General features: G+C 67.1%; 18 protein-coding genes. 15 read left to right on the forward strand and 3 right to left on the reverse strand.

Features of this window, described 5'->3' with window-relative positions:
• Nucleotide 1: 1 nt before the first annotated feature.
• The 15 genes from VPH47_RS08985 to VPH47_RS09055 all read left to right on the forward strand — a co-directional run bounded on the left by VPH47_RS08985 (nucleotide 2) and on the right by VPH47_RS09055 (nucleotide 16,432).
• A complete protein-coding gene (locus VPH47_RS08985; protein ID WP_368850558.1) occupies nucleotides 2-502 on the forward strand; it encodes a molybdenum cofactor biosynthesis protein MoaE in 501 nt (166 codons plus the stop codon).
• A 33-nt stretch (nucleotides 503-535) separates the two neighbouring features.
• Entirely contained in the window at nucleotides 536-1,084 is a 549-nt protein-coding gene (locus tag VPH47_RS08990) for a molybdenum cofactor guanylyltransferase (RefSeq protein WP_197611963.1), read from the forward strand.
• Nucleotides 1,081-1,446, forward strand: coding sequence for a hypothetical protein (locus VPH47_RS08995; RefSeq protein WP_368850559.1), 366 nt, complete (start codon nucleotides 1,081-1,083; stop codon nucleotides 1,444-1,446). Before VPH47_RS08990 ends, VPH47_RS08995 begins: the two co-directional genes overlap by 4 nt.
• A 145-nt stretch (nucleotides 1,447-1,591) precedes the next feature.
• Complete coding sequence (locus VPH47_RS09000) at nucleotides 1,592-3,010, forward strand: NarK family nitrate/nitrite MFS transporter (RefSeq protein ID WP_180855510.1); 1,419 nt, start codon at nucleotides 1,592-1,594, stop codon at nucleotides 3,008-3,010.
• Between the two features lie 72 nt (nucleotides 3,011-3,082).
• Nucleotides 3,083-6,889, forward strand: coding sequence for a nitrate reductase subunit alpha (locus VPH47_RS09005; RefSeq protein WP_368850560.1), 3,807 nt, complete (start codon nucleotides 3,083-3,085; stop codon nucleotides 6,887-6,889).
• Nucleotides 6,889-8,433: a nitrate reductase subunit beta gene (gene narH, locus VPH47_RS09010; RefSeq protein WP_012511273.1), complete on the forward strand. Its 1,545-nt coding sequence runs from the start codon at nucleotides 6,889-6,891 to the stop codon at nucleotides 8,431-8,433. The genes VPH47_RS09005 and narH overlap by 1 nt, the downstream gene beginning before the upstream one ends.
• Nucleotides 8,433-9,113 (forward strand): nitrate reductase molybdenum cofactor assembly chaperone, encoded by a 681-nt coding sequence (gene narJ, locus VPH47_RS09015; protein WP_164080095.1) that lies wholly within the window; start codon nucleotides 8,433-8,435, stop codon nucleotides 9,111-9,113. Before narH ends, narJ begins: the two co-directional genes overlap by 1 nt.
• A complete protein-coding gene (narI, locus tag VPH47_RS09020; RefSeq protein ID WP_010485313.1) occupies nucleotides 9,110-9,817 on the forward strand; it encodes a respiratory nitrate reductase subunit gamma in 708 nt (235 codons plus the stop codon). Before narJ ends, narI begins: the two co-directional genes overlap by 4 nt.
• Before the next feature lie 3 nt (nucleotides 9,818-9,820).
• Nucleotides 9,821-10,720 (forward strand): peptidylprolyl isomerase, encoded by a 900-nt coding sequence (locus VPH47_RS09025; protein WP_125426472.1) that lies wholly within the window; start codon nucleotides 9,821-9,823, stop codon nucleotides 10,718-10,720.
• A 23-nt stretch (nucleotides 10,721-10,743) separates the two neighbouring features.
• Nucleotides 10,744-12,075: a nitrate/nitrite transporter gene (locus tag VPH47_RS09030; RefSeq protein ID WP_248857798.1), complete on the forward strand. Its 1,332-nt coding sequence runs from the start codon at nucleotides 10,744-10,746 to the stop codon at nucleotides 12,073-12,075.
• A gap of 246 nt (nucleotides 12,076-12,321) precedes the next feature.
• Nucleotides 12,322-13,536 carry a coproporphyrinogen III oxidase gene (locus VPH47_RS09035; RefSeq protein ID WP_125895822.1) on the forward strand — a complete coding sequence of 405 codons (1,215 nt, stop codon included), beginning with the start codon at nucleotides 12,322-12,324 and terminating at the stop codon, nucleotides 13,534-13,536.
• Nucleotides 13,537-13,547: 11 nt separating this feature from the next.
• On the forward strand, nucleotides 13,548-14,324 hold the full coding sequence (locus VPH47_RS09040) for a helix-turn-helix domain-containing protein (RefSeq protein ID WP_012511268.1): 777 nt from the start codon (nucleotides 13,548-13,550) through the stop codon (nucleotides 14,322-14,324).
• A 19-nt stretch (nucleotides 14,325-14,343) separates the two neighbouring features.
• Nucleotides 14,344-15,087 (forward strand): molybdate ABC transporter substrate-binding protein, encoded by a 744-nt coding sequence (gene modA / locus VPH47_RS09045; protein ID WP_368850561.1) that lies wholly within the window; start codon nucleotides 14,344-14,346, stop codon nucleotides 15,085-15,087.
• Nucleotides 15,088-15,090: 3 nt separating this feature from the next.
• Nucleotides 15,091-15,774, forward strand: coding sequence for a molybdate ABC transporter permease subunit (gene modB, locus VPH47_RS09050; RefSeq protein ID WP_005413347.1), 684 nt, complete (start codon nucleotides 15,091-15,093; stop codon nucleotides 15,772-15,774).
• Nucleotides 15,764-16,432, forward strand: a complete 669-nt coding sequence (locus VPH47_RS09055) for a sulfate/molybdate ABC transporter ATP-binding protein (protein WP_248857794.1) — start codon at nucleotides 15,764-15,766, stop codon at nucleotides 16,430-16,432. The genes modB and VPH47_RS09055 overlap by 11 nt, the downstream gene beginning before the upstream one ends.
• Nucleotides 16,433-16,652: 220 nt before the next feature.
• On the opposite strand, the gene VPH47_RS09060 is transcribed toward VPH47_RS09055, so the two are convergent.
• From VPH47_RS09060 to VPH47_RS09070, 3 genes are read right to left on the reverse strand one after another with little or no spacing between them, the layout of a single operon-like run.
• Nucleotides 16,653-17,453 (reverse strand): class I SAM-dependent methyltransferase, encoded by an 801-nt coding sequence (locus VPH47_RS09060; protein WP_368850562.1) that lies wholly within the window; start codon nucleotides 17,451-17,453, stop codon nucleotides 16,653-16,655.
• Nucleotides 17,450-18,226 (reverse strand): ABC transporter ATP-binding protein, encoded by a 777-nt coding sequence (locus VPH47_RS09065; RefSeq protein ID WP_368850563.1) that lies wholly within the window; start codon nucleotides 18,224-18,226, stop codon nucleotides 17,450-17,452. The genes VPH47_RS09060 and VPH47_RS09065 overlap by 4 nt, the downstream gene beginning before the upstream one ends.
• Nucleotides 18,223-19,236 (reverse strand): FecCD family ABC transporter permease, encoded by a 1,014-nt coding sequence (locus VPH47_RS09070; RefSeq protein ID WP_368850564.1) that lies wholly within the window; start codon nucleotides 19,234-19,236, stop codon nucleotides 18,223-18,225. Before VPH47_RS09070 ends, VPH47_RS09065 begins: the two co-directional genes overlap by 4 nt.

The following is a 19,236-nucleotide window of genomic DNA, read 5'->3' on the forward strand; positions in this document are numbered from 1 at the left end:
GATGAGCGAGAAGATCATCGCCAAGGTGGTGGACCGCGCGCAGGCGGCGATCGATCCGGCCGAGGGCATCGCTGCGGTGTCCGATCCGGGTTTCGGTGGCATCGATGTGTTCATCGGCAAGGTGCGCGACGTCAATATCGGCCGGCCGGTGACCGGGATCACCTACGACCTGTTCGAGCCGCTGGTGTTGAACGAGTTCAAGCGCTTGGCCGGGGAGGTCGAGGCGACGTTCGGTCCGAAGCTGAAGCTGTATGTGGCCCATGCCAAGGGCCGGTTGGGCATTGGCGATGTGGCGGTGGTGGTGGCTGCGGGCAGCCCGCACCGGGACGAGGCGTTCCGTGCCTGCCGCCAGTTGATCGAGGTGGTGAAGCACCAGTGCCCGATCTGGAAGCAGGAGCATTACGAGGACGGCGACAGCGAGTGGAGCGAGGGTTGCAGCCTGTGCCATGCGGACAGCGAGCCCGCACATGCCCATGACCATGCGCACGACCACCAGCATTGAGCCCGCTGCAGCCACGCATGGCGTGGCTCTACCATGAATGGAACCATCAACGGCATCGTGCTGGCCGGTGGCCTGTCCAGCCGGATGGGGCGCGACAAGGCGCTGCTGCCGTGGAAGGGGCGCACCCTGCTGGAACACATGCGTGGCCTGCTGCTGCAGGCTGGCGCCGGTCGGGTCTGGGTGAGCGGTGACTATCCGGCCTTCGGCGGCATCCCCGATCAGGTAGCGCGCTGCGGCCCCCTGGGTGGACTGCACAGCGTGATGCAGCAGATGCCCGACAGCCCGGCCTGGGTGGTAGCGGTGGATACGCCGTTGCTGGCGCCACGGCTGCTGCAACGGCTGGCTGCCGAGGGGCAGGGCGCATGCACGATCTTTGACGGGCATCCCTTTCCCATGCGGTTGAATGTGGACAATGCCACTCGTAGCGTGCTGGCCGCGATGCTGGATGATGCGGACGGGCCGCGCTCGGTACAGGCCTTCCAGCGCCGCCTGCAGATGCACGCGCTGCTGCTGGAAAGCGTTGACGAAGCCTGCCTGGTCAACTGCAATACCCCCGAACAATGGGAGGATGTTGCGTCATGAAAGTGCAGTTGCAGGATCAATCAGTACGGCTTCGCCTGGACGAGGCCGAACTGGCGCGCCTGCTGGCCGGTGAATCGGTCGAGAACATGACCCGCTTTGGCGGCATCGAGGGCTGGGGCATGGCGGTGTCGCTGCATGGCGGTGATCAACCGGTGCTGCTCGATGGCGGCACCTTCTGCCGCCTGGTACTGCCGCGCCCGGCAGTCGAGGCCTTGGCGGCGCGGCTGCCGTGCCGGGATGGGCTGTCATTTGACATTGCCCTGGAAGATGGCGGCCAGCTTCTGCTGCAGTTCGATGTGGACGTGCGCGACAGCGTGCGGCAGCGCGGGGTGACCCGCCGCACCACCGCACCATCGGTTTGACATTTGTCAGGGGCACGGTGGAAACCTGCCCCTGATTGATCCAGATCAACCCCGTCGTTGTAGCTGCGCGGCCTAATGGCTGCATGACGACGGGTCACAACTTGAAACGCAGTACCCACGTCATTCCACAGCCTTGGAGCCATGTATGACCGTCGGTAGCGATCCTGTTGTCCGCAGCACTGCCCGTCCGGGTCGCGTCATCAGCGACTGGACGCCGGAGGACCCCGGCTACTGGGCGCGCACCGGCAAGCGGGTCGCCACCCGCAACCTGGTCATCTCGATTCCCTCGCTGCTGCTGGCCTTCTCGGTCTGGGTGCTGTTCTCGGCGGTGTCGATCAGCCTGCCGAAGATCGGCTTCAACTTCAGTACCGACCAGCTGTTCTGGCTGGTGGCGCTGCCCAGCCTGTCCGGCGCTACGCTGCGCATCTTCTATTCGTTCGTGATTCCGATCTTCGGTGGCCGCCGCTGGACCGCGCTGTCCACGGCCTCGCTGCTGGCGCCGACGCTCTGGCTCGGCTTTGCGGTACAGGACCCGGCCACGCCGTACGGGGTGTTCGTGGCCATCGCGATCCTGTGCGGGTTCGGCGGCGCGAACTTCTCGTCGTCGATGTCCAACATCTCCTTCTTCTACCCCAAGCAGAAGCAGGGCCTGGCGCTGGGCCTGAACGCCGGCCTGGGCAATGTGGGCGTGTCGGTGGCGCAGGCGGTGATCCCGCTGGTCATCACCGTGGGCGTGTTCGGTGCGCTGGGTGGTGCACCGCAGCCCACGGTGGAGGGTGGGGCGCCGTTGTTCCTGCAGAACGCCGGCTTCATCTGGGTGCCGGCCATCGCGCTGTGCGCCATCGCGGCCTGGTTCGGCATGAACGACCTGACCAGCGCCCGCTCGTCGTTCTCCGAGCAGGCGGTGATCTTCCGCCGCAAGCACAACTGGCTGATGTGCTGGTTGTACATCGGCACCTTCGGTTCCTACATCGGCTTCTCGGCCGGCTTCCCGATGCTGGTGAAGAGCCAGTTCCCGGATGTGAACCCGCTGGCCTACGCCTTCATCGGCCCGCTGCTGGGCGCACTGATGCGCTCGGTGGGCGGCAGCATGGCCGACCGCTGGGGCGGCGCACGCCTGACCTTCTGGGTGTTCGCGCTGATGATCGCGGCCGTGTTCGGCGTGCTGCACTTCCTGCCCAGTCACGGCCAGGGCGGGAACTTCCATGGCTTCCTGCTCAGCTTCATGGCGCTGTTCGTGCTCAGTGGCATCGGCAACGGCACCACCTTCCGCATGATCCCGGTGATCTTCCGCACCCTGCATGAGCGCTGGTCGGCCAACGACAACGCCGAGGGCAAGGCTACCGCCGCGCACCAGGCCAGCATCGAGTCGGCCGCGGTGGTCGGTTTCTCCGGTGCGATCGGTGCCTACGGCGGTTTCTTCATTCCCAAGAGCTACGGCTCGTCCATCACCTTGACCGGCAGCCCCGACATGGCGCTGTACGGATTCGTTGTTTTCTACGTCACCTGCCTGGCCGTGACCTGGTGGTGGTATTACCGGCGCGGTGCCGAGACACCCTGCTGACGACATGAAAACGCACCGCAGCCAGATGACACACACAGCCACGATGCCGATGTCCGCAAAGGGAGACCCCCGATGAGTTATTTCCTCGATCGCTTGCAGTTCTTCAAGCGTGGCCCCCAGACCTTTGCCGATGGCCACGGATTCGCCAAGAGCGAAGGCCGTGACTGGGAAAACAGCTACCGCGCCCGCTGGCAGTACGACAAGATCGTGCGCTCCACCCACGGCGTGAACTGCACGGGTTCGTGCAGCTGGAAGATCTACGTCAAGAACGGCCTGGTCACCTGGGAAACCCAGCAGACCGATTACCCGCGTACGCGCCCGGACCTGCCCAACCATGAACCGCGTGGCTGCCCGCGTGGCGCCAGCTATTCCTGGTACCTGTACAGCGCCAACCGGCTGAAGTACCCGCTGATCCGCGGCACGCTGCTGCGCCTGTGGCGCGAAGCGCGCAAGAGCAAGGCCCCGGTCGATGCCTGGGCCAGCATCGTGGAGGACAAGGAGAAGGCGCGTTCGTACAAGACCCGCCGCGGCATGGGCGGCTTCGTGCGCCTGCAATGGGAAGAGGCCAACGAGATCATTGCGGCCTCCAACCTGTACACGGTGAAGCAGTACGGCCCGGATCGCGTGGTCGGCTTCTCGCCGATCCCGGCGATGTCGATGGTGTCCTACGCCGCCGGTGCACGCTACCTGTCGCTGCTGGGCGGCGCCTGCCTGTCCTTCTACGACTGGTACTGCGATTTGCCGCCGGCCTCGCCGCAGATCTGGGGCGAGCAGACCGACGTGCCCGAATCGGCCGACTGGTACAACAGCCGCTACATCATCGCCTGGGGCTCGAACGTGCCGCAGACGCGCACGCCCGATGCGCATTTCTTCACCGAGGCGCGCTACAACGGCACCAAGACGGTGGCGATCTGCCCGGACTATTCCGAGCTGGCCAAGCTGACCGACCATTGGCTGCACCCCAAGCAGGGCACCGATGCGGCGCTGGCCTTCGCCTTCGGCCATGTGATCCTGCGCGAGTTCCACGTCAATTCGCCCTCGCAGTACTTCCAGGACTACTGCCGCCAGTACTCGGACATGCCGATGCTGGTGCGCCTGGAGCGCCGCGACGACGGCCGCCTGGTGCCGGGCCGTTTCCTGCGTGCCAGTGAACTGGGCGGGCTGGGCGAAGCCAACAACCCGGACTGGAAGACGCTGGCCTATGACGAGACCAGCGGCCAGATCGTGGTGCCCAACGGCTCGATCGGCTTCCGCTGGGGCGAGAAGGGCAAGTGGAACATCGAGGAGAAGGAGAGCAAGGGCGCCGAGACGCGCCTGCGCCTGAGCCTGGCCGATGGCCATGAGGGCATCGAAGCGGTGAGCTTCCCGTACTTCGGTGGCATCGAGACCGATGGCTGGACTGCCGCGCCGGCCGACGACGTGCTTGAGCGCAACATCCCGGTGCGTCGCTTGGCCCTCGCCGACGGTGGCGAGACCCTGGTGGCCACGGTCTACGACCTGCTGCTGGCCCAGTACGGCGTGGACCGTGGCTTTGGCGGCGGCAACGTGGCATCGAGCTTCGACGACATGGTGCCGGGCACGCCTGCCTGGCAGGAACGCATCACTGGCGTGTCGCGTGCCGAGGTGATCGAGATCGCCCGCGAGTTCGCGCGTACCGCCGACAAGACCCATGGCCGTTCGATGATCATCGTCGGCGCGGGCATGAACCACTGGTTCCACAACGACATGAACTACCGCGGCCTGATCAACATGCTGATCATGTGCGGTTGCGTGGGCCAGACCGGTGGTGGTTGGGCGCACTACGTGGGCCAGGAGAAGCTGCGCCCGCAGACCGGATGGCAGCCACTGGCGTTCGGCCTGGACTGGAGCCGGCCGCCGCGCCACATGAACGGCACCTCGTTCTTCTACTTCAACACCGGGCAGTGGCGCTACGAGAAGCTGCAGGTGGAAGAGCTGCTGTCGCCGCTGGCCGATGCCAGCAAGTACAGCGGCAGCCTCGCCGACCTGAACCTGCGCGCGGTGCGCATGGGCTGGCTGCCCTGTGCGCCGCAGCTGAACCGCAACCCGTTGCAGCTGGTACGCGAGGCGGACGCGGCGGGCGTTGCCCCGGCCGACTACGCGCTGGGCAAGTTCAAGGACGGCTCGCTGGACTTCGCCTTCGCTGACCCGGATGCACAGCAGAACCATCCGCGGATGATGTTCATCTGGCGCTCGAACCTGCTGGGTTCGTCGGGCAAGGGTCACGAGTACATGCTGCGGCACCTGCTGGGTACGCGCCATGGCCTGCAGGGCAAGGACCTGGGCGAGATGGGGGCGATCAAGCCGGAGGAGGTGACGTGGCGCGACGAGGCACCGGAAGGCAAGCTGGACCTGCTGGTCACGCTCGACTTCCGCATGTGCACCACCGCGCTGTACTCGGACATCGTGCTGCCCACGGCCACCTGGTACGAGAAGGACGACCTCAACACCTCGGACATGCACCCGTTCATCCACCCGCTGTCGAAGGCGGTGGATCCGGCGTGGGAATCGCGCAGCGACTGGGAGATCTTCAAGGAGGTCGCCCGCACCGTGAGCGAGATGGCGCCGGGCGTGCTGGGCGTGGAGAAGGATCTGGTGCTGGTGCCGACCCTGCACGACACCCCGAACGAACTGGGCATGCCGTTCGGCGTGGCCGACTGGAAGAAGGGCGAATGCGAGGCCATCCCGGGCCAGACCATGCCGTCGATGACGGTGGTGGAGCGTGACTACCCGAACCTGTACCGCAAGTTCACCTCGCTGGGCCCGCTGCTGGACACGCTGGGCAACGGCGGCAAGGGCATGAGCTGGGACACGAAGCACGAGGTCGAATTCCTCGGCAAGCTCAACCACACCGTGCACGACGCGGGCGTGAGCCAGGGTCGCCCGGCCATTTCGACCGCGATCGACGCGGCCGAGGTGATCCTGCACCTGGCGCCGGAAACCAATGGCCACGTCGCAGTGAAGGCGTGGGAATCGCTGGGGACCTTCACCGGCCGCGAGCATACCCACCTGGCGGTGGGCAAGGAGCACGAGGCGATCCGCTTCCGTGACATCCAGGCACAGCCGCGCAAGATCATCTCTTCGCCGATCTGGTCGGGCCTGGAGGACGACAACGTCAGCTACAACGCCGGCTATACCAACGTGCACGAGCTGATTCCGTGGCGCACGGTGACCGGTCGCCAGCAGTTCTACCAGGACCACGAGTGGATGATCGACTTCGGCGAGGCCTTCATGGGCTACCGGCCGCCGGTCAACACACGCACGGTGGAGCCGCTGCTGAACCAGCGCCCGAACGGTAACAAGGAGATTGTGCTGAACTGGATCACGCCACACCAGAAGTGGGGCATCCACAGCACCTACAGCGACAACCTGATCATGCAGACGCTGTCGCGCGGTGGCCCGATCGTGTGGATCAGCGAGGACGACGCGCGCAGTGCCGGCATCGTCGACAACGATTGGATCGAGCTGTTCAACGTCAACGGTGCGATTGCCGCGCGTGCGGTGGTCAGCCAGCGCGTGATGCCGGGCATGGCGATGATGTACCACGCCCAGGAACGCATCATCAACGTGCCGGGCTCGGAGATTTCCGGGACCCGCGGCGGCATCCACAACTCGGTGACCCGCATCGTGCTCAAGCCCACCCACATGATCGGCGGCTACGCGCAGCTGGCCTACGGTTTCAACTACTACGGCACCTGCGGTACCAACCGCGACGAGTTCGTGATCGTGCGCAAGATGGACAAGATCGATTGGCTGGACGATGAACAAGGAAGTTCGAGTGTCGCGGGCGCAGGACGCGCAGGAGCGACCGATGAGCAGCCCGCTGGTGCTTCGGCATCGGCCAGCAAGGAGGTGGTGTGATGAAGGTCCGTGCACAGATCGCGATGGTGCTGAACCTGGACAAGTGCATCGGCTGCCATACCTGCTCGATCACCTGCAAGAACGTCTGGACCTCGCGCGAGGGCGTCGAATACGCCTGGTTCAACAACGTGGAAACCAAGCCAGGCATCGGCTACCCGAAGGAATGGGAAAACCAGGACAAGTGGAACGGCGGCTGGGTGCGTACCCGCGCCGGCAAGCTGGTACCGCGTGCAGGTGGCCGCTGGCGCATGCTGGCCAAGATCTTCGCCAACCCGGACCTGCCGCAGATCGACGACTACTACGAGCCGTTCGATTTCGACTACCAGAACCTGCACACCGCCAAGGACAGCCAGCACCAGCCCACCGCGCGGCCGCGCTCGCTGATCAGTGGCGAGCGCATGCAGAAGATCGAGTGGGGCCCGAACTGGGAGGAGATCCTGGGTTCGGAGTTCAGCAAGCGCTCGCGCGACTACAACTTCGACCAGGTGCAGAAGGAGATCTACGGCGCCTTCGAGAAGACCTTCATGATGTACCTGCCGCGCCTGTGCGAGCACTGCCTGAACCCGGCGTGCGTGTCGGCGTGCCCCTCGGGCGCGATCTACAAGCGCGAGGAAGATGGCATCGTGCTGATCGACCAGGACAAGTGCCGCGGTTGGCGCATGTGCGTCTCGGCCTGCCCGTACAAGAAGATCTACTACAACTGGAAGAGCGGCAAGTCGGAGAAGTGCATCTTCTGCTACCCGCGCATCGAGATGGGCGAGCCGACCGTGTGCTCGGAAACCTGCGTGGGCCGCATCCGCTACCTCGGCGTGATGCTGTACGACGCCGACCGCATCGCCGAGGCGGCTTCGGTGGCCGCCGAGAAGGACCTCTACCAGGCCCACCTGGACATCTTCCTGGACCCGAACGACCCGGCGGTGATCGCCGCCGCGCGCAAGGAGGGCATCCCGGACAGCTGGCTGGATGCGGCCAAGCAGTCGCCGGTGTACAAGCTGGCGATCGACTGGAAGCTGGCGCTGCCGCTGCACCCGGAATACCGCACGTTGCCGATGGTCTGGTACGTACCGCCGCTGTCGCCGATCCAGTCGGCTGCCGAACGTGGCCGGGTGGGCATGAGCGGCGAGCTGCCGGACGTGGCCTCGCTGCGCATCCCGATGCGCTACCTGGCCAACCTGCTGACGGCGGGTGACGAAGCGCCGGTGGTACGCGCGCTGGAACGGCTGATGGCGATGCGGGCCTGGCGCCGGGCCAAGAACGTGGACGGCGTGGAAGACACCGCGGTGCTGGAACAGACCGGGCTGAGCATCGCCCAGGTGGAAGAGATGTACCGCTACCTGGCCATCGCCAACTACGAGGACCGTTTCGTGATTCCGACCGGCCACCGCGAGTACGCCAACGATGCCTTCGGCGAGCGCGGCGGCTGCGGCTTCACCTTCGGCAACGGCTGCAACGGTGACAGCCCGGCCGACCTGTTCGGCCAGCGCAAGAGCACCACCTTCGTGGTGGACAAGGGGCCGAACCACCGCCGCAAGGAGGTGGTGTGATGAGCGTGCTCAAGCTGGTCGGGGTGCTGCTGGACTACCCCCGTGAAGAACTGTGGCAGCACGGGGAGGAACTGCTCGCCGCCTGCGACGACCCGGCGCTGAGCGCCGCCCGCCGCCAGCAGCTGCGAAGCTTCGTGCAGCAGCTGCTGGCTACCGATGCGCTGGATGCGCAGGCGGCGTGGCTGGCCAGTTTCGACCGTGGCCGCTCGATGAGCCTGCTGCTGTTCGAACACATCCATGGCGAGTCGCGCGACCGCGGCCAGGCCATGGTCGATCTGGTCGAGACCTACCGCCGCAACGGCTTTGAACTGGATGCGCGCGAGCTGCCGGACTACCTGCCGCTGCTGCTGGAGTTCCTCGCCCATCGCCCCGGCAGCGAGGCCCGCGAGTGGCTGCATCACATCGGCCATATCGCCGGGATGCTGGCGGCGCGTGCCGCCGAGCGTGAGCTGCCGCACCGGGTGCTGTTCGAGATCCTGGTCGAAGCCGGTGACGGCAAGGCCGATCTGCAGGCGCTGCGCCAGCGTGCCAGCGAGGAAGTCCGCGACGATACCGCCGAGGCCATGGACCGCTTGTGGGAGGAGGAGGCGGTGCGCTTCGGCGCCGAAGCACCCTCCGAAGACTGCAAGCCACCCGTGCGTTCGCCGGCCCGTCCTTCGCATCGAGAGGTCCAGCCATGAGTTACTCCCTGCATCAATTCGCCTTCCAGTACTACCCGTACATCGCCGTGGCGGTGCTGCTGATCGGCAGCTGGGCGCGCTATGACAAGGCCATGTACACCTGGCGCACCGGCTCCAGCCAGATGCTCTCGGACAAGGGCATGCGGATCGGCAGCAACTGCTTCCACATCGGCATCCTGGCCATCCTCGGCGGCCACCTGGTCGGCCTGCTGACCCCGCACGCGGTGTACGAGCACTTCATCACTTCGTCGCAGAAGCAGATGCTGGCGATGGTGGTCGGTGGTGTGTTCGGCGCGCTGTGCTTCATCGGCATCAGCATCCTGCTGGTACGCCGCTTGTTCAATGCGCGGGTACGGGCCACCGGCAGCTTCGGTGACACCCTGGTGCTGGTGCTGCTGTTCGCACAGCTGTGCCTGGGCCTGTACAGCATCCGCATCTCGTCCGGCCACCTCGACGGTGGAGTGATGGTGCAGCTGGCCGAATGGGCGCAGCACATCGTGACCTTCCGTGCCGGTGCCGCCGACTACATCGAGGGCGTCAGCTGGGTCTACAAGATGCACATCTTCCTGGGCCTGACCCTGTTCCTGATCGCGCCGTTCACCCGCCTGGTGCACGTGTGGAGCATCCCGATCAGCTACCTGTGGCGGCCCTACCAGGTGGTGCGCCGCCGCCAGGCCACGCTGCGTTACGGTCCGCGGGAGTAAACCATGGGCAGCCTGCCGAAATTCCTGCCGATCACCGTGATCGACTCCGCCGCACCGGTGCCTGCCGAGGCGCATTCGCACCACCACGACGCGGCAGAGCAGGGGCCGCGCTCGCTCGGGCAGCCGGCACCGTGCCGGCTGTTCGTGGACGAGACCGCGATCAGCGAGGCCGATATCGCCCGCGAGATGCAGCACCATCGGGCGATGCGCCCGGAACAGTCACGCGCCGAAGCGGCACGTGCCCTGGTGGTGCGCGAGCTGCTGCGGCTGGAAGCACAGCGGCTGGGCCTGCAGGCACCGGAGGGCAACCGGGTCAGCGACGAGGAAGTGCTGATCCAGCAGCTGCTGGAAGACGCGATCGAAGACCGCGTGCCGACCGACGAAGACTGCCGTCGCTACTTCGAGCAGAACCCGGAGCGCTTCCGCTCGCCTGACCGCGTGCGCCTGCGCCATATCCTGCTGGCTGCGCCGGCCGACGACGTGGCCGGGCGCTTCGCCGCACGCACCGAAGGCGAGCGGCTGGTCGGACTGCTGAAGGAATCACCGCACCTGTTCGCCGATTTCGCCCTGCGCCATTCGCGCTGCCCGTCCAGCAGCGAGGGCGGCGACCTGGGCTGGTTGCAGCGTGGGCAGACCACGCCGGAGTTCGACCGCCAGGTGTTCCGCCTGCGCGAGGGCCTGGCCGGTTTCCCGGTGGAATCGCGCTGGGGCTACCACGTGGTTTGCGTCGACGCTCGCGAGGAAGGCCAGCCACAGCCGTTCGAGGCGGTGCTGCCGCAGCTGCGTGATTACCTGGAGCTGCAGGTACGCCAGCGCGAGGTGCAGGCCTACCTGCTGCAGCTGCAGGAACGCTACCCCGTGCGCGGGCTGGACGAGATCGAAGCCGAAGCGGATATCGGCTGACCCCCATTGAACGAGGAGACCCCATGAACCAGGCCCTTGCCCCCGCCAGTGCCGGGCAGCAGCAACGTGCGCTGTGGCTGAGCACGTTCGCCTTCACCGTGTGCTTCGCGGTGTGGATGATCTTTTCAATCATCGGCATCCAGATCAGCCAGCAGCTCGGTTTGAACGACACTCAGTTCGGCCTGTTGATCGCCACGCCGGTGCTGACCGGCTCGGTCAGTCGCGTCTTCCTCGGCATCTGGTCCGACCAGTTCGGTGGCCGCAAGGTGATGGTGCTGGTGATGCTGTGTGGCGCCGTGGCCACCTGGATGCTGACCTACGCGCAGACCTACACCCAGTTCCTGATCGCCGCGCTGTGCGTGGGCATTGCCGGCGGCAACTTTTCGGTGGGCGTGGCCTACGTGTCGAAGTGGTTCCCGGCCAGCAAGCAGGGCACTGCGCTGGGCATCTTCGGTGCCGGCAACATCGGCTCGGCGGTGACCAAGCTGCTGGCGCCGCTGGTGATGGTGGCCGCCGGCTGGACCATGGTCGCCAAGGTCTGGGCGGTCGCGCTGGCCGTCACGGCGGTGTTGTTCTTCCTCCTCAGCAAGGAAGACCCCTCGCTGGAGCAGCGTCGCCGCGAGGGCGTGAAGCCGGTGCCGTTCGCCGAGCAGATGGCGCCGCTGAAGAACCTGCAGGTGTGGCGGTTCTCGCTGTACTACTTCTTCGTGTTCGGCGGTTTCGTGGCGTTGGCGCTGTGGCTGCCGCACTACCTGGTGGGCGCCTACGGCATGGACGTGGGCCACGCCGGCATGCTGGCGGCGTGCTACTCGATCCCGGCCAGTCTGTTCCGCGTGGTCGGTGGCTGGATGTCGGACCGGATGGGGGCGCGCCGGGTGATGTACTGGACCTTCGGCGTGTCGGCCATCTGCACCTTCCTGCTGGCCTACCCGGATACCGAGTACGTGGTGAAGGGCATCCATGGCCCGATCCACTTCCATCTGGCCATCGGTGTGGTGGTGTTCACCGTGCTGGTGTTCGTGCTGGGCTTCTTCATGTCGCTGGGCAAGGCGGCGGTCTACAAGCACATTCCGGTGTACTACCCGCAGCACGTGGGTGCGGTGGGCGGTGTGGTCGGCATGATCGGCGGCCTGGGTGGTTTCATCCTGCCGATCGTGTTCGGGGCATTGAACGATGCCGTGGGCATCTGGAGCAGCTGTTTCATGCTGCTGTTCGTGCTGGTGGCGGCTGCACTGGCGTGGATGCATTTTGCGATCCGTCGCATGGAGCGCCGTCACTTCCCGCAGATCGACCGCGAGACCGACCTGCCCGAAGCCATCGATGCGGCCGCGGCCGAGCGGGTGCGCGGCAGGTGAACGGGGTTGCCGGCCAGCGGCCGGCACTACCGGAACGGTGCGCGGTGGGTGGAGGGGGTTGCCGGCCAGCGGCCGGCACTACCGGGACGGTGCGCGGTGGGTGGAGGGGGTTGCCGGCCAGCGGCCGGCACTACCGGGTAGCGGGTGAAAGGGTAGTGCCGGCCGCTGGCCGGCATGAACCCACCGATGCGCCACGCTTGATTTCAATCAGGGCCACGCGAAGAGGAACGCCCGAAGATGGCTGCCATGAGCTTCCACGTCGATGAGAGTGAGGACACTGCGCTGCAGGCGGCATTGCTGCGGCAACCCCGGCATGTGCTGTTTCCGGCGGCTGACCAGTTCAGCACCGGGTTTGGCGAAAGCGGCTGGCGTGCCGCCGTGCGTGCCAGCAACGAGCACCTGATCCCGCGTGGCTTGACGCTCGGCTTCCAGGCCGGTCGTGGCGGGCGCGATGTGCCGCCACAGGCGTATCTGGACACGTTGCTGCTGGCCCTGCAGCTGCAGGCCGATGCCCTGGCCGAGGACCGCGAAGTGGTGGCGATGGTGTTGCAGCTGGGCTTGGCCGAGACCTTGCCACCGCCCCAGCTGGGCCAGCTGCTGGACGCCGTGCCGCAGCACCTGCGCACGGTGGCGCGCCCGCAGGTGGAAGTGCGGCTGGACGCCGGCAGCGCGCTGTCACCGGCGCAGCTGCGGGCGGTGGGCTGCACCCGCCTGAACGTGATCGACCGTGCCGATGCGCCGGGGCCGACCCTGCTGGCACAGGCGCGGCAGGTCGGCTTCACCGCGCGCTACTACCAACTGCGCGTGCCCGCCAGTGAGGACATCGGCTTCATCGAGCGTCTGCATGAGGTGCTGGCCGAAGCGCCCGAGCGCATCCTGTTGCCAGCGCCGTGTGCATTGCCGCGGGATCCCTCGGCGGCCCACTGGCTGCAGGCCTGGCGGCTGCTGCGCGCGGCCGGTTACGAACCGATCGGTGGTGACCACTACCAGCGCGGCGACCTGCCCAACCCGCATGGGCCGGGTGACGGCCAGCGCCATTGCGACCTGGCGGGTGTGCCACGGCGTGACCGCAGTGATTTCATCGGGCTTGGCCTGTCCGCCTGCAGCCAGATCGGCGAAGTGTTCTACCGGCTGGAGGACGAGCTGGGCGAATGGCGGGCGCGATTGCAGTCCGGTCACATGGGCGTGGCCGCGGGCCTGATCCTGTCCGAGGACGAGCGGATGGCGGCCGAGGTGGCACAGAGCATCGCCTGCGATCATGCGCTCGATGCGGCCGCCTTCGAGTGGCGCAATGATGAACCGTTCGAGGAATGCTTCGCCGAACAGCTGCCGGCGCTGTCGCCGCTGCTGGCGCGCGGCTGGGCGCAGTGGGATGCACGCGTGCTGCGGCTGGCCGAAGAAGGGCGGTTGCTGTGGCGTATGATGGCCGCATGCTTCCGGCCGGCGGCCGCCATCGCTTGAGTCCTGCCCCGATGTCTTCAACTCCGCCTTCCCAGGGTCGCCTCGGCCGGGCCACGCCGAACCCCGCCGCCGCCGATGATGGCGACGCGCTGCACTTCTGCAGTACCTGTGCGTTTTCCGATGCCTGCATGTCGCAGGGTTACGACAAGACCGCGCTGGGCGACCTGCATGTGCTGGTCGACCACGTCGGCCCGTTCCATGCCGGCGACTACATCTTCCGCGCCGGTGAGTCGTTCGATTCGATCGCTGCGGTGCGCGCTGGCATGGTCAAGACCTTCGTCGATGACAGCCAGGGCAACGAGCAGGTGCTGGGCTTCAGCCTGCCGGGCGAAGTGATCGGCCTGAATGCGATCCACGGTTCGCGCTTCCCCTGCAATGCGGTGGCGCTGGACACCGTGCACCTGTGCCGCATCTCGTTCCCCAAGTTGAGCCTGCTGGCCACGCGCATGCCGGGGCTGCAGGCCAAGCTGTTCAGCCTGCTCAGTGCGGAGATCGGCAAGGTCGCCACGCTGGCTGCCAACCACCGTACCGAAGAGCGCATGGCGGCGTTCCTGCTGGACATGTCCGAGCGCTACGCACGCCGCGGCTTTTCCGCCACGCGCTTCAACCTGACGATGGCACGCACCGAGATTGCCAACTACCTGCGGATGGCGCCGGAAACCGCCAGCCGCGTGCTGCGCCGCCTGAGCGATGATGGGATCATCGCGGTGAAGCAGCGCGAGATCCTGCTGCTGCAGCCCGAGCGCCTGGCGGCGCTGGCGGTGGCTGACGAATCCGATCCGAACTGAACCTGGCCGGGAGCCGACGATGAAGCGCGCTGGACTGTTGTTGCTGGGACTGCTGGCCACGCTGCCGGCCTGGGCGGCCGAGCTGACGGTGTCGGCGGCATCGAGCCTGACCGAGAGCTTCCGCGAACTGGGCGCCGCCTATGAGAAGGCGCACCCGGGAACCAAGGTCGATTTCAACTTCGCCGCGTCCGGCGTGCTGCTGCAGCAGATCAGCCGTGGTGCACCGGTGGATGTGTTCGCGTCGGCCGATGAAGCCACGATGGACCAGGCCCAGCAGCAGGACCTGCTGGCGGCCGGTACCCGCGAGGTGTTCGCGGTGAATGCGCTGTGGGTGGTGGTGCCGCCGCAGGCCAAGGCCGCGCCGCGTACCTTGAAGGACCTGGCCGGTGCCGGCGTGCAACGCATCGCACTGGGCAACCCGGACAGCGTGCCGGTCGGCCGCTATGCCAAGGGCGCGCTGGAAGCAGCAGGCCTGTGGTCGTCGGTGCAGGGCAAGACCATCACCACGCAGAACGTGCGCCAGTCGCTGGATTACGTGGCTCGCGGTGAAGTGGATGCCGGCTTCGTCTATGCCACCGATGCGCAGGCGATGCCCGACCGCGTGCGCCGCGCCTTCGCGGTGCCTGTGGCGGGGCGTATCGCCTATCCGCTGGCGGTGACCAAGGCCAGTGCGCAACCGGCTGAAGCCAAGCGCTTCACCGCCTTCGTGCGTTCCGCACAGGGCCAGGCGATCCTGGCCAAACATGGGTTCGGCAAGCCCTGAGGCATGGATCTCGACTGGAGCGCACTGTGGTTGTCGCTGAAGGTGGCCGGTTGGGCCACCGCGATCAATCTGGTGCTGGGCGTGGCACTGGGTGCGCTGCTGGCGCGTCGGCGATTTCCTGGCCGTGAGCTGCTGGATTCACTGCTGACCCTGCCAATGGTGTTGCCGCCGACGGTGCTGGGCTACTACCTGCTGGTGCTGATCGGCCGTAACGGACCGATCGGTGCGTGGCTGCAGTCGTGGTTCGGCATCAACCTGGTGTTTACCTGGCAGGCGGCGGTGATCGCTGCGGCGGTGGCCTCGCTGCCGCTGGTGTTCAAGCCGGCACGCGCGGCGTTCGAGGAAGTGGACGGACAGCTGGAGCAGGCCGCACGCACGCTTGGTGTGTCCGAAGCAGCGGTGTTCTTCCGCATCACGCTGCCGCTGGCCTGGCGTGGCATCCTCGCCGGCCTGTTGCTGGCGTTTGCACGTGCGATGGGCGAGTTCGGCGCGACACTGATGGTGGCAGGCAGTATTCCGGGCCGCACGCAGACGTTGTCGATCGCCATCTACGAGGCGGTGCAGGCCGGTCAGGACGGCAAGGCCAACGCGCTGGTGATCCTGACCTCGGTGGTGTGCATCGTGATCCTGCTGCTGGCCGCACGGTTGGTGGGCGGGCGTCGCCGGGAGCTGCGTGATGTGGCTTGACCTGCAGGTGCAGCGCCGACTGCAGGCGGCCAGCCAGGATTTCATGCTGGACGTAGCTTTGCAGTGCACGCAGCGGCAGGTAGTGCTGTTCGGCCCCTCGGGCGCCGGCAAGAGCCTGACCCTGAAGGCGGTGGCCGGGCTGCTGCGGCCGGGCCAGGGCCACGTGCGCCTGCAGGGGCAGACCTTGTTTGACGCGGCGACCGGCGTGGACCTGCCGCCGCAGCGCCGCCGGCTGGGCTACGTGTTCCAGGATTACGCGCTGTTCCCGCACCTGAGCGTGCGCCAGAACGTGGCGTTCGGTCTGCAGAAGGGCTGGTTGAATCCGCGCGCCGGGCAGCGCTTCGAAGCGGTGGAGCAGTGGTTGCACGCATTCCGCATCGACACGGTGGGCGATCTGCTGCCCTCACAGGTATCCGGGGGACAGCGCCAGCGCACTGCACTGGCGCGCGCCCTGGTGACACAGCCGCAGGCGCTGCTGCTGGATGAGCCGTTCTCGGCGCTGGACCATGATCTGCGCCAGCACCTGCGCCAGGAGCTTGAGACCGTGCTGGACAAGACTGGCATTCCGTTGCTGTTGATCAGCCACGACCCGCAGGATGTGGCCATGTTCGGCCATCAGGTGGCACGCGTGGTGGATGGCCGCATCGTCGGCGGTTGATCCGTGATGGGCGCACGGGCGATGGTTGGTTGCATCTGATGGTAGTGCCGGCCGCTGGCCGGCAACCACGGATTCCGGAGCAGCCGGCCAGCGGCCGGCTCTACCGGTTCAGGGGTTCCGTGACGTACAGGCGATGGTTGGTTACGTCTGATGGTAGTGCCGGCCGCTGGCCGGCAACCACGGAATCCGGGGCAGCCGGCCAGCGGCCGGCTCTACCGGTTCAACCGTTCGTCGCCCACTGGATCAACGCCCAGCGTCGCGTTGGCGCCATGCCGAAGCGGTGCTGCGGCGAACGAGCATGCCATGCGCGCACGCGTGCTTCCTCATCCGCATCCAACGCACCAAACAGCTCTACTGCCTGGCGCACCAGGCCATCGGCATCCTGTGCGACATCACGTACCGATTCGGGCAGGTAATCCACCTGCGGCTCGCGCCCCATGTCCAGCAGCATGTTGATCGGGTAGCGGTGGTCGGGCATCGGCACCCAGTCACGGCCAAGCAGCCCGGCCAGCTCTGGTACGCCGGCGCGAGGGCCGGTGGCGAAAGTAATGCAGGCGCGCTGGCGGGCGTGCGCATCCAGCCTGCGCAGCGCGGCCTCCAGATCCGGCACCATCAACGAGCGCGAGGCAATGGCCAGATCGCAACGTGGCACGTCGTCCCAGTCGTCGGTCCACGACAGCGCCCACGGTGTGATGTTGCCGATGCCGTCGCGGGTGATCGCGGCGCGCAGTCCGTCGAGCATGCCGGTGCTGTAGTCGAGCGCGTGCACATGGCCCACCTGTGCGGCAATCGGCAGGCTCAGCAGGCCGGGGCCACAGCCGACATCCAGCACCGTGGCGACACCACTGAGATCAAGCCGGTCGAGGAATGCCTCGCTGTAGTCATCGTGGCGGCGCTTCCAGCTGGACTGCGCGGCACGCGCATCCCAGGCACTGGCCGGCTTTGCCTGGAAGCCGCAGGCCTGCAGGTGTTGGCGGTAGCGTGCGCTGTGGTCGATCGGGGTCGGTAGCGGGGTACTCATGTGGAAATTCCGGAAGCGGGCAGGGCGGCGGCGACGCGTGTGGCATCGACGCCATACAGGGTGGCGAGGCGCTCGGGCGTTGCGACCTCGCGGGCAGAACCGAGCACCTGCAGGCTACCGGCGGACATCAACGCAATGCGGTCGGCCACCTGCAGCGCGTGCTGCGGTTGATGGGTGGACAGCAGCACGCCGATGCCACGCTCGGCCAGGCGGCGCACGGTATCGAGGATGCGCAGCTGGTTGCCGAAGTCGAGGCTGGCGGTGGGTTCGTCCATCACCAGCAGTTGCGCCTGCTGGGCCAGTGCGCGCGCGATCAGCACCAGCTGGCGCTCACCACCACTGAGCGTAGTGACGGTGCGGTCCGCCAACGCCTGCAGGCCCAGTTCGCGCAGGCAGTCATCGGCGATGGCCTCGTCGGCGCGACCGGGTGCGGACAGCAGGCCCAGGTGCGCGGCGCGGCCCATGGCCACCACCTCGCGCACGCGCCAGGCAAAGGGCAGCGGCGCGGCCTGCGGCACGTACGCCATGCGGCGGGCGCGGGCGGCGCGATCATGCGCGCGCAGCGGCGTGCCCTGCAGGTCGACTTCGCCGCGAACCGCAGGCAGCAGGCCGAGCAGGGTGCGGAACAGGGTGGTCTTGCCACAGCCGTTCGGGCCAAGCAGGCACAGCACCTCGCCGGGCTGCACCGACAGTGCAAACGGCACGCCCAGTGCCACGCCGGCATGGCCGATGACCAGGCCACGTGCTTCCAGAAGCGGGGCCGCAGCATTCATGGGCGACGCTCGCTGCGTGCCAGCACCAGCAGAAAACACGGCACGCCGACGAAGGCGGTGAGGATGCCGAGTGGCAGTTCGATCGGCGCCAGGGTGCGCGCCAGCGTATCGGCGGCAAGCAGGAAGCTGGCGCCGAGCAGCAGGCTGGCCGGCAGCAGGCGGCGGAAATCAGCACCGACCAGCAGCCGCGCGATGTGTGGAACCACCAGCCCGACCCAGCCGATGATGCCAGCCAGCGACACCGCTGCCGCCGTGCACAGCGTGGCGGCGGCGATCAGTGTCCAGCGCAGCGGGGTGACCGCCACACCCAGCGCGCTGGCCTCCTCGTCACCCAGGCCGAGCAGGTTCACCCGCCAGCGCAGCAGCACCAGCGGCACCAGCCCGATCAGCAGCAGCGGCGCGGTCACCTTGAGGTCGTCGATGACCACCGCGTTCAAGCCACCCAGCAGCCAGAAGGTGATCGACGGCAGCTGCGTGTACGGATCGGCCAGCAGCTTCAGCAGCGAGATGCCGGCGCCGAGCAGTGCCGACACCGCAACGCCGGCCAACACCAGCACCAGGACCGGATCATGCCGCCGTACCAGCGCTGCCACCAGGCAGACCAGGCCCACGGCCCCCAGCCCACCGGCGAAGGCGATGCCCTGCACCAGCAGCATCGGCAGGCCGAGGAACAGCCCCAGCGAAGCGCCAAGGCCCGCGCCGGCCGAGACGCCGAGGATGTCCGGCGACACCAGCGGATTGCGGAACATGGCCTGGTAGGCCGCACCGGCTGCCGACAGTACCGCGCCGATCAGCATGGCCGCGAGCACGCGCGGCAGGCGGATGTGCCAGAGCGCGGCCTGCACTGCAGGCGCGCTGGGTTCGCCGATGCCGAACAGCTGCCAGCCGATGGCATTCAGCAGCGCCGCCGGGCGCACCGGGAACTGACCGACCGAGAACGCCAGCAACAGCATTGCGAGCAACAGGCTCCAGCCACCGGCATGCCAGGCCCAACGTGGAAGCGTTCGCAT

This window comes from Stenotrophomonas sp. WED208 (assembly GCF_040984485.1).
In the GTDB taxonomy this organism is placed as follows: Bacteria; Pseudomonadota; Gammaproteobacteria; order Xanthomonadales; family Xanthomonadaceae; genus Stenotrophomonas; species Stenotrophomonas riyadhensis.

Excerpts from the sequence above, each read along its gene's own strand:
- VPH47_RS08985 (WP_368850558.1), top strand. The coding sequence starts at position 2 with ATGAGCGAGAAGATCATCGCCAAGGTGGTGGACCGCGCGCAGGCGGCG.
- VPH47_RS08990 (WP_197611963.1), top strand. The coding sequence starts at position 536 with ATGAATGGAACCATCAACGGCATCGTGCTGGCCGGTGGCCTGTCCAGC.
- VPH47_RS08995 (WP_368850559.1), top strand. The coding sequence starts at position 1,081 with ATGAAAGTGCAGTTGCAGGATCAATCAGTACGGCTTCGCCTGGACGAG.
- VPH47_RS09000 (WP_180855510.1), top strand. The coding sequence starts at position 1,592 with ATGACCGTCGGTAGCGATCCTGTTGTCCGCAGCACTGCCCGTCCGGGT.
- VPH47_RS09005 (WP_368850560.1), top strand. The coding sequence starts at position 3,083 with ATGAGTTATTTCCTCGATCGCTTGCAGTTCTTCAAGCGTGGCCCCCAG.
- narH (WP_012511273.1), top strand. The coding sequence starts at position 6,889 with ATGAAGGTCCGTGCACAGATCGCGATGGTGCTGAACCTGGACAAGTGC.
- narJ (WP_164080095.1), top strand. The coding sequence starts at position 8,433 with ATGAGCGTGCTCAAGCTGGTCGGGGTGCTGCTGGACTACCCCCGTGAA.
- narI (WP_010485313.1), top strand. The coding sequence starts at position 9,110 with ATGAGTTACTCCCTGCATCAATTCGCCTTCCAGTACTACCCGTACATC.
- VPH47_RS09025 (WP_125426472.1), top strand. The coding sequence starts at position 9,821 with ATGGGCAGCCTGCCGAAATTCCTGCCGATCACCGTGATCGACTCCGCC.
- VPH47_RS09030 (WP_248857798.1), top strand. The coding sequence starts at position 10,744 with ATGAACCAGGCCCTTGCCCCCGCCAGTGCCGGGCAGCAGCAACGTGCG.
- VPH47_RS09035 (WP_125895822.1), top strand. The coding sequence starts at position 12,322 with ATGAGCTTCCACGTCGATGAGAGTGAGGACACTGCGCTGCAGGCGGCA.
- VPH47_RS09040 (WP_012511268.1), top strand. The coding sequence starts at position 13,548 with ATGTCTTCAACTCCGCCTTCCCAGGGTCGCCTCGGCCGGGCCACGCCG.
- modA (WP_368850561.1), top strand. The coding sequence starts at position 14,344 with ATGAAGCGCGCTGGACTGTTGTTGCTGGGACTGCTGGCCACGCTGCCG.
- modB (WP_005413347.1), top strand. The coding sequence starts at position 15,091 with ATGGATCTCGACTGGAGCGCACTGTGGTTGTCGCTGAAGGTGGCCGGT.
- VPH47_RS09055 (WP_248857794.1), top strand. The coding sequence starts at position 15,764 with ATGTGGCTTGACCTGCAGGTGCAGCGCCGACTGCAGGCGGCCAGCCAG.
- VPH47_RS09060 (WP_368850562.1), bottom strand. The coding sequence starts at position 17,453 with ATGAGTACCCCGCTACCGACCCCGATCGACCACAGCGCACGCTACCGC.
- VPH47_RS09065 (WP_368850563.1), bottom strand. The coding sequence starts at position 18,226 with ATGAATGCTGCGGCCCCGCTTCTGGAAGCACGTGGCCTGGTCATCGGC.
- VPH47_RS09070 (WP_368850564.1), bottom strand. The coding sequence starts at position 19,236 with ATGCGAACGCTTCCACGTTGGGCCTGGCATGCCGGTGGCTGGAGCCTG.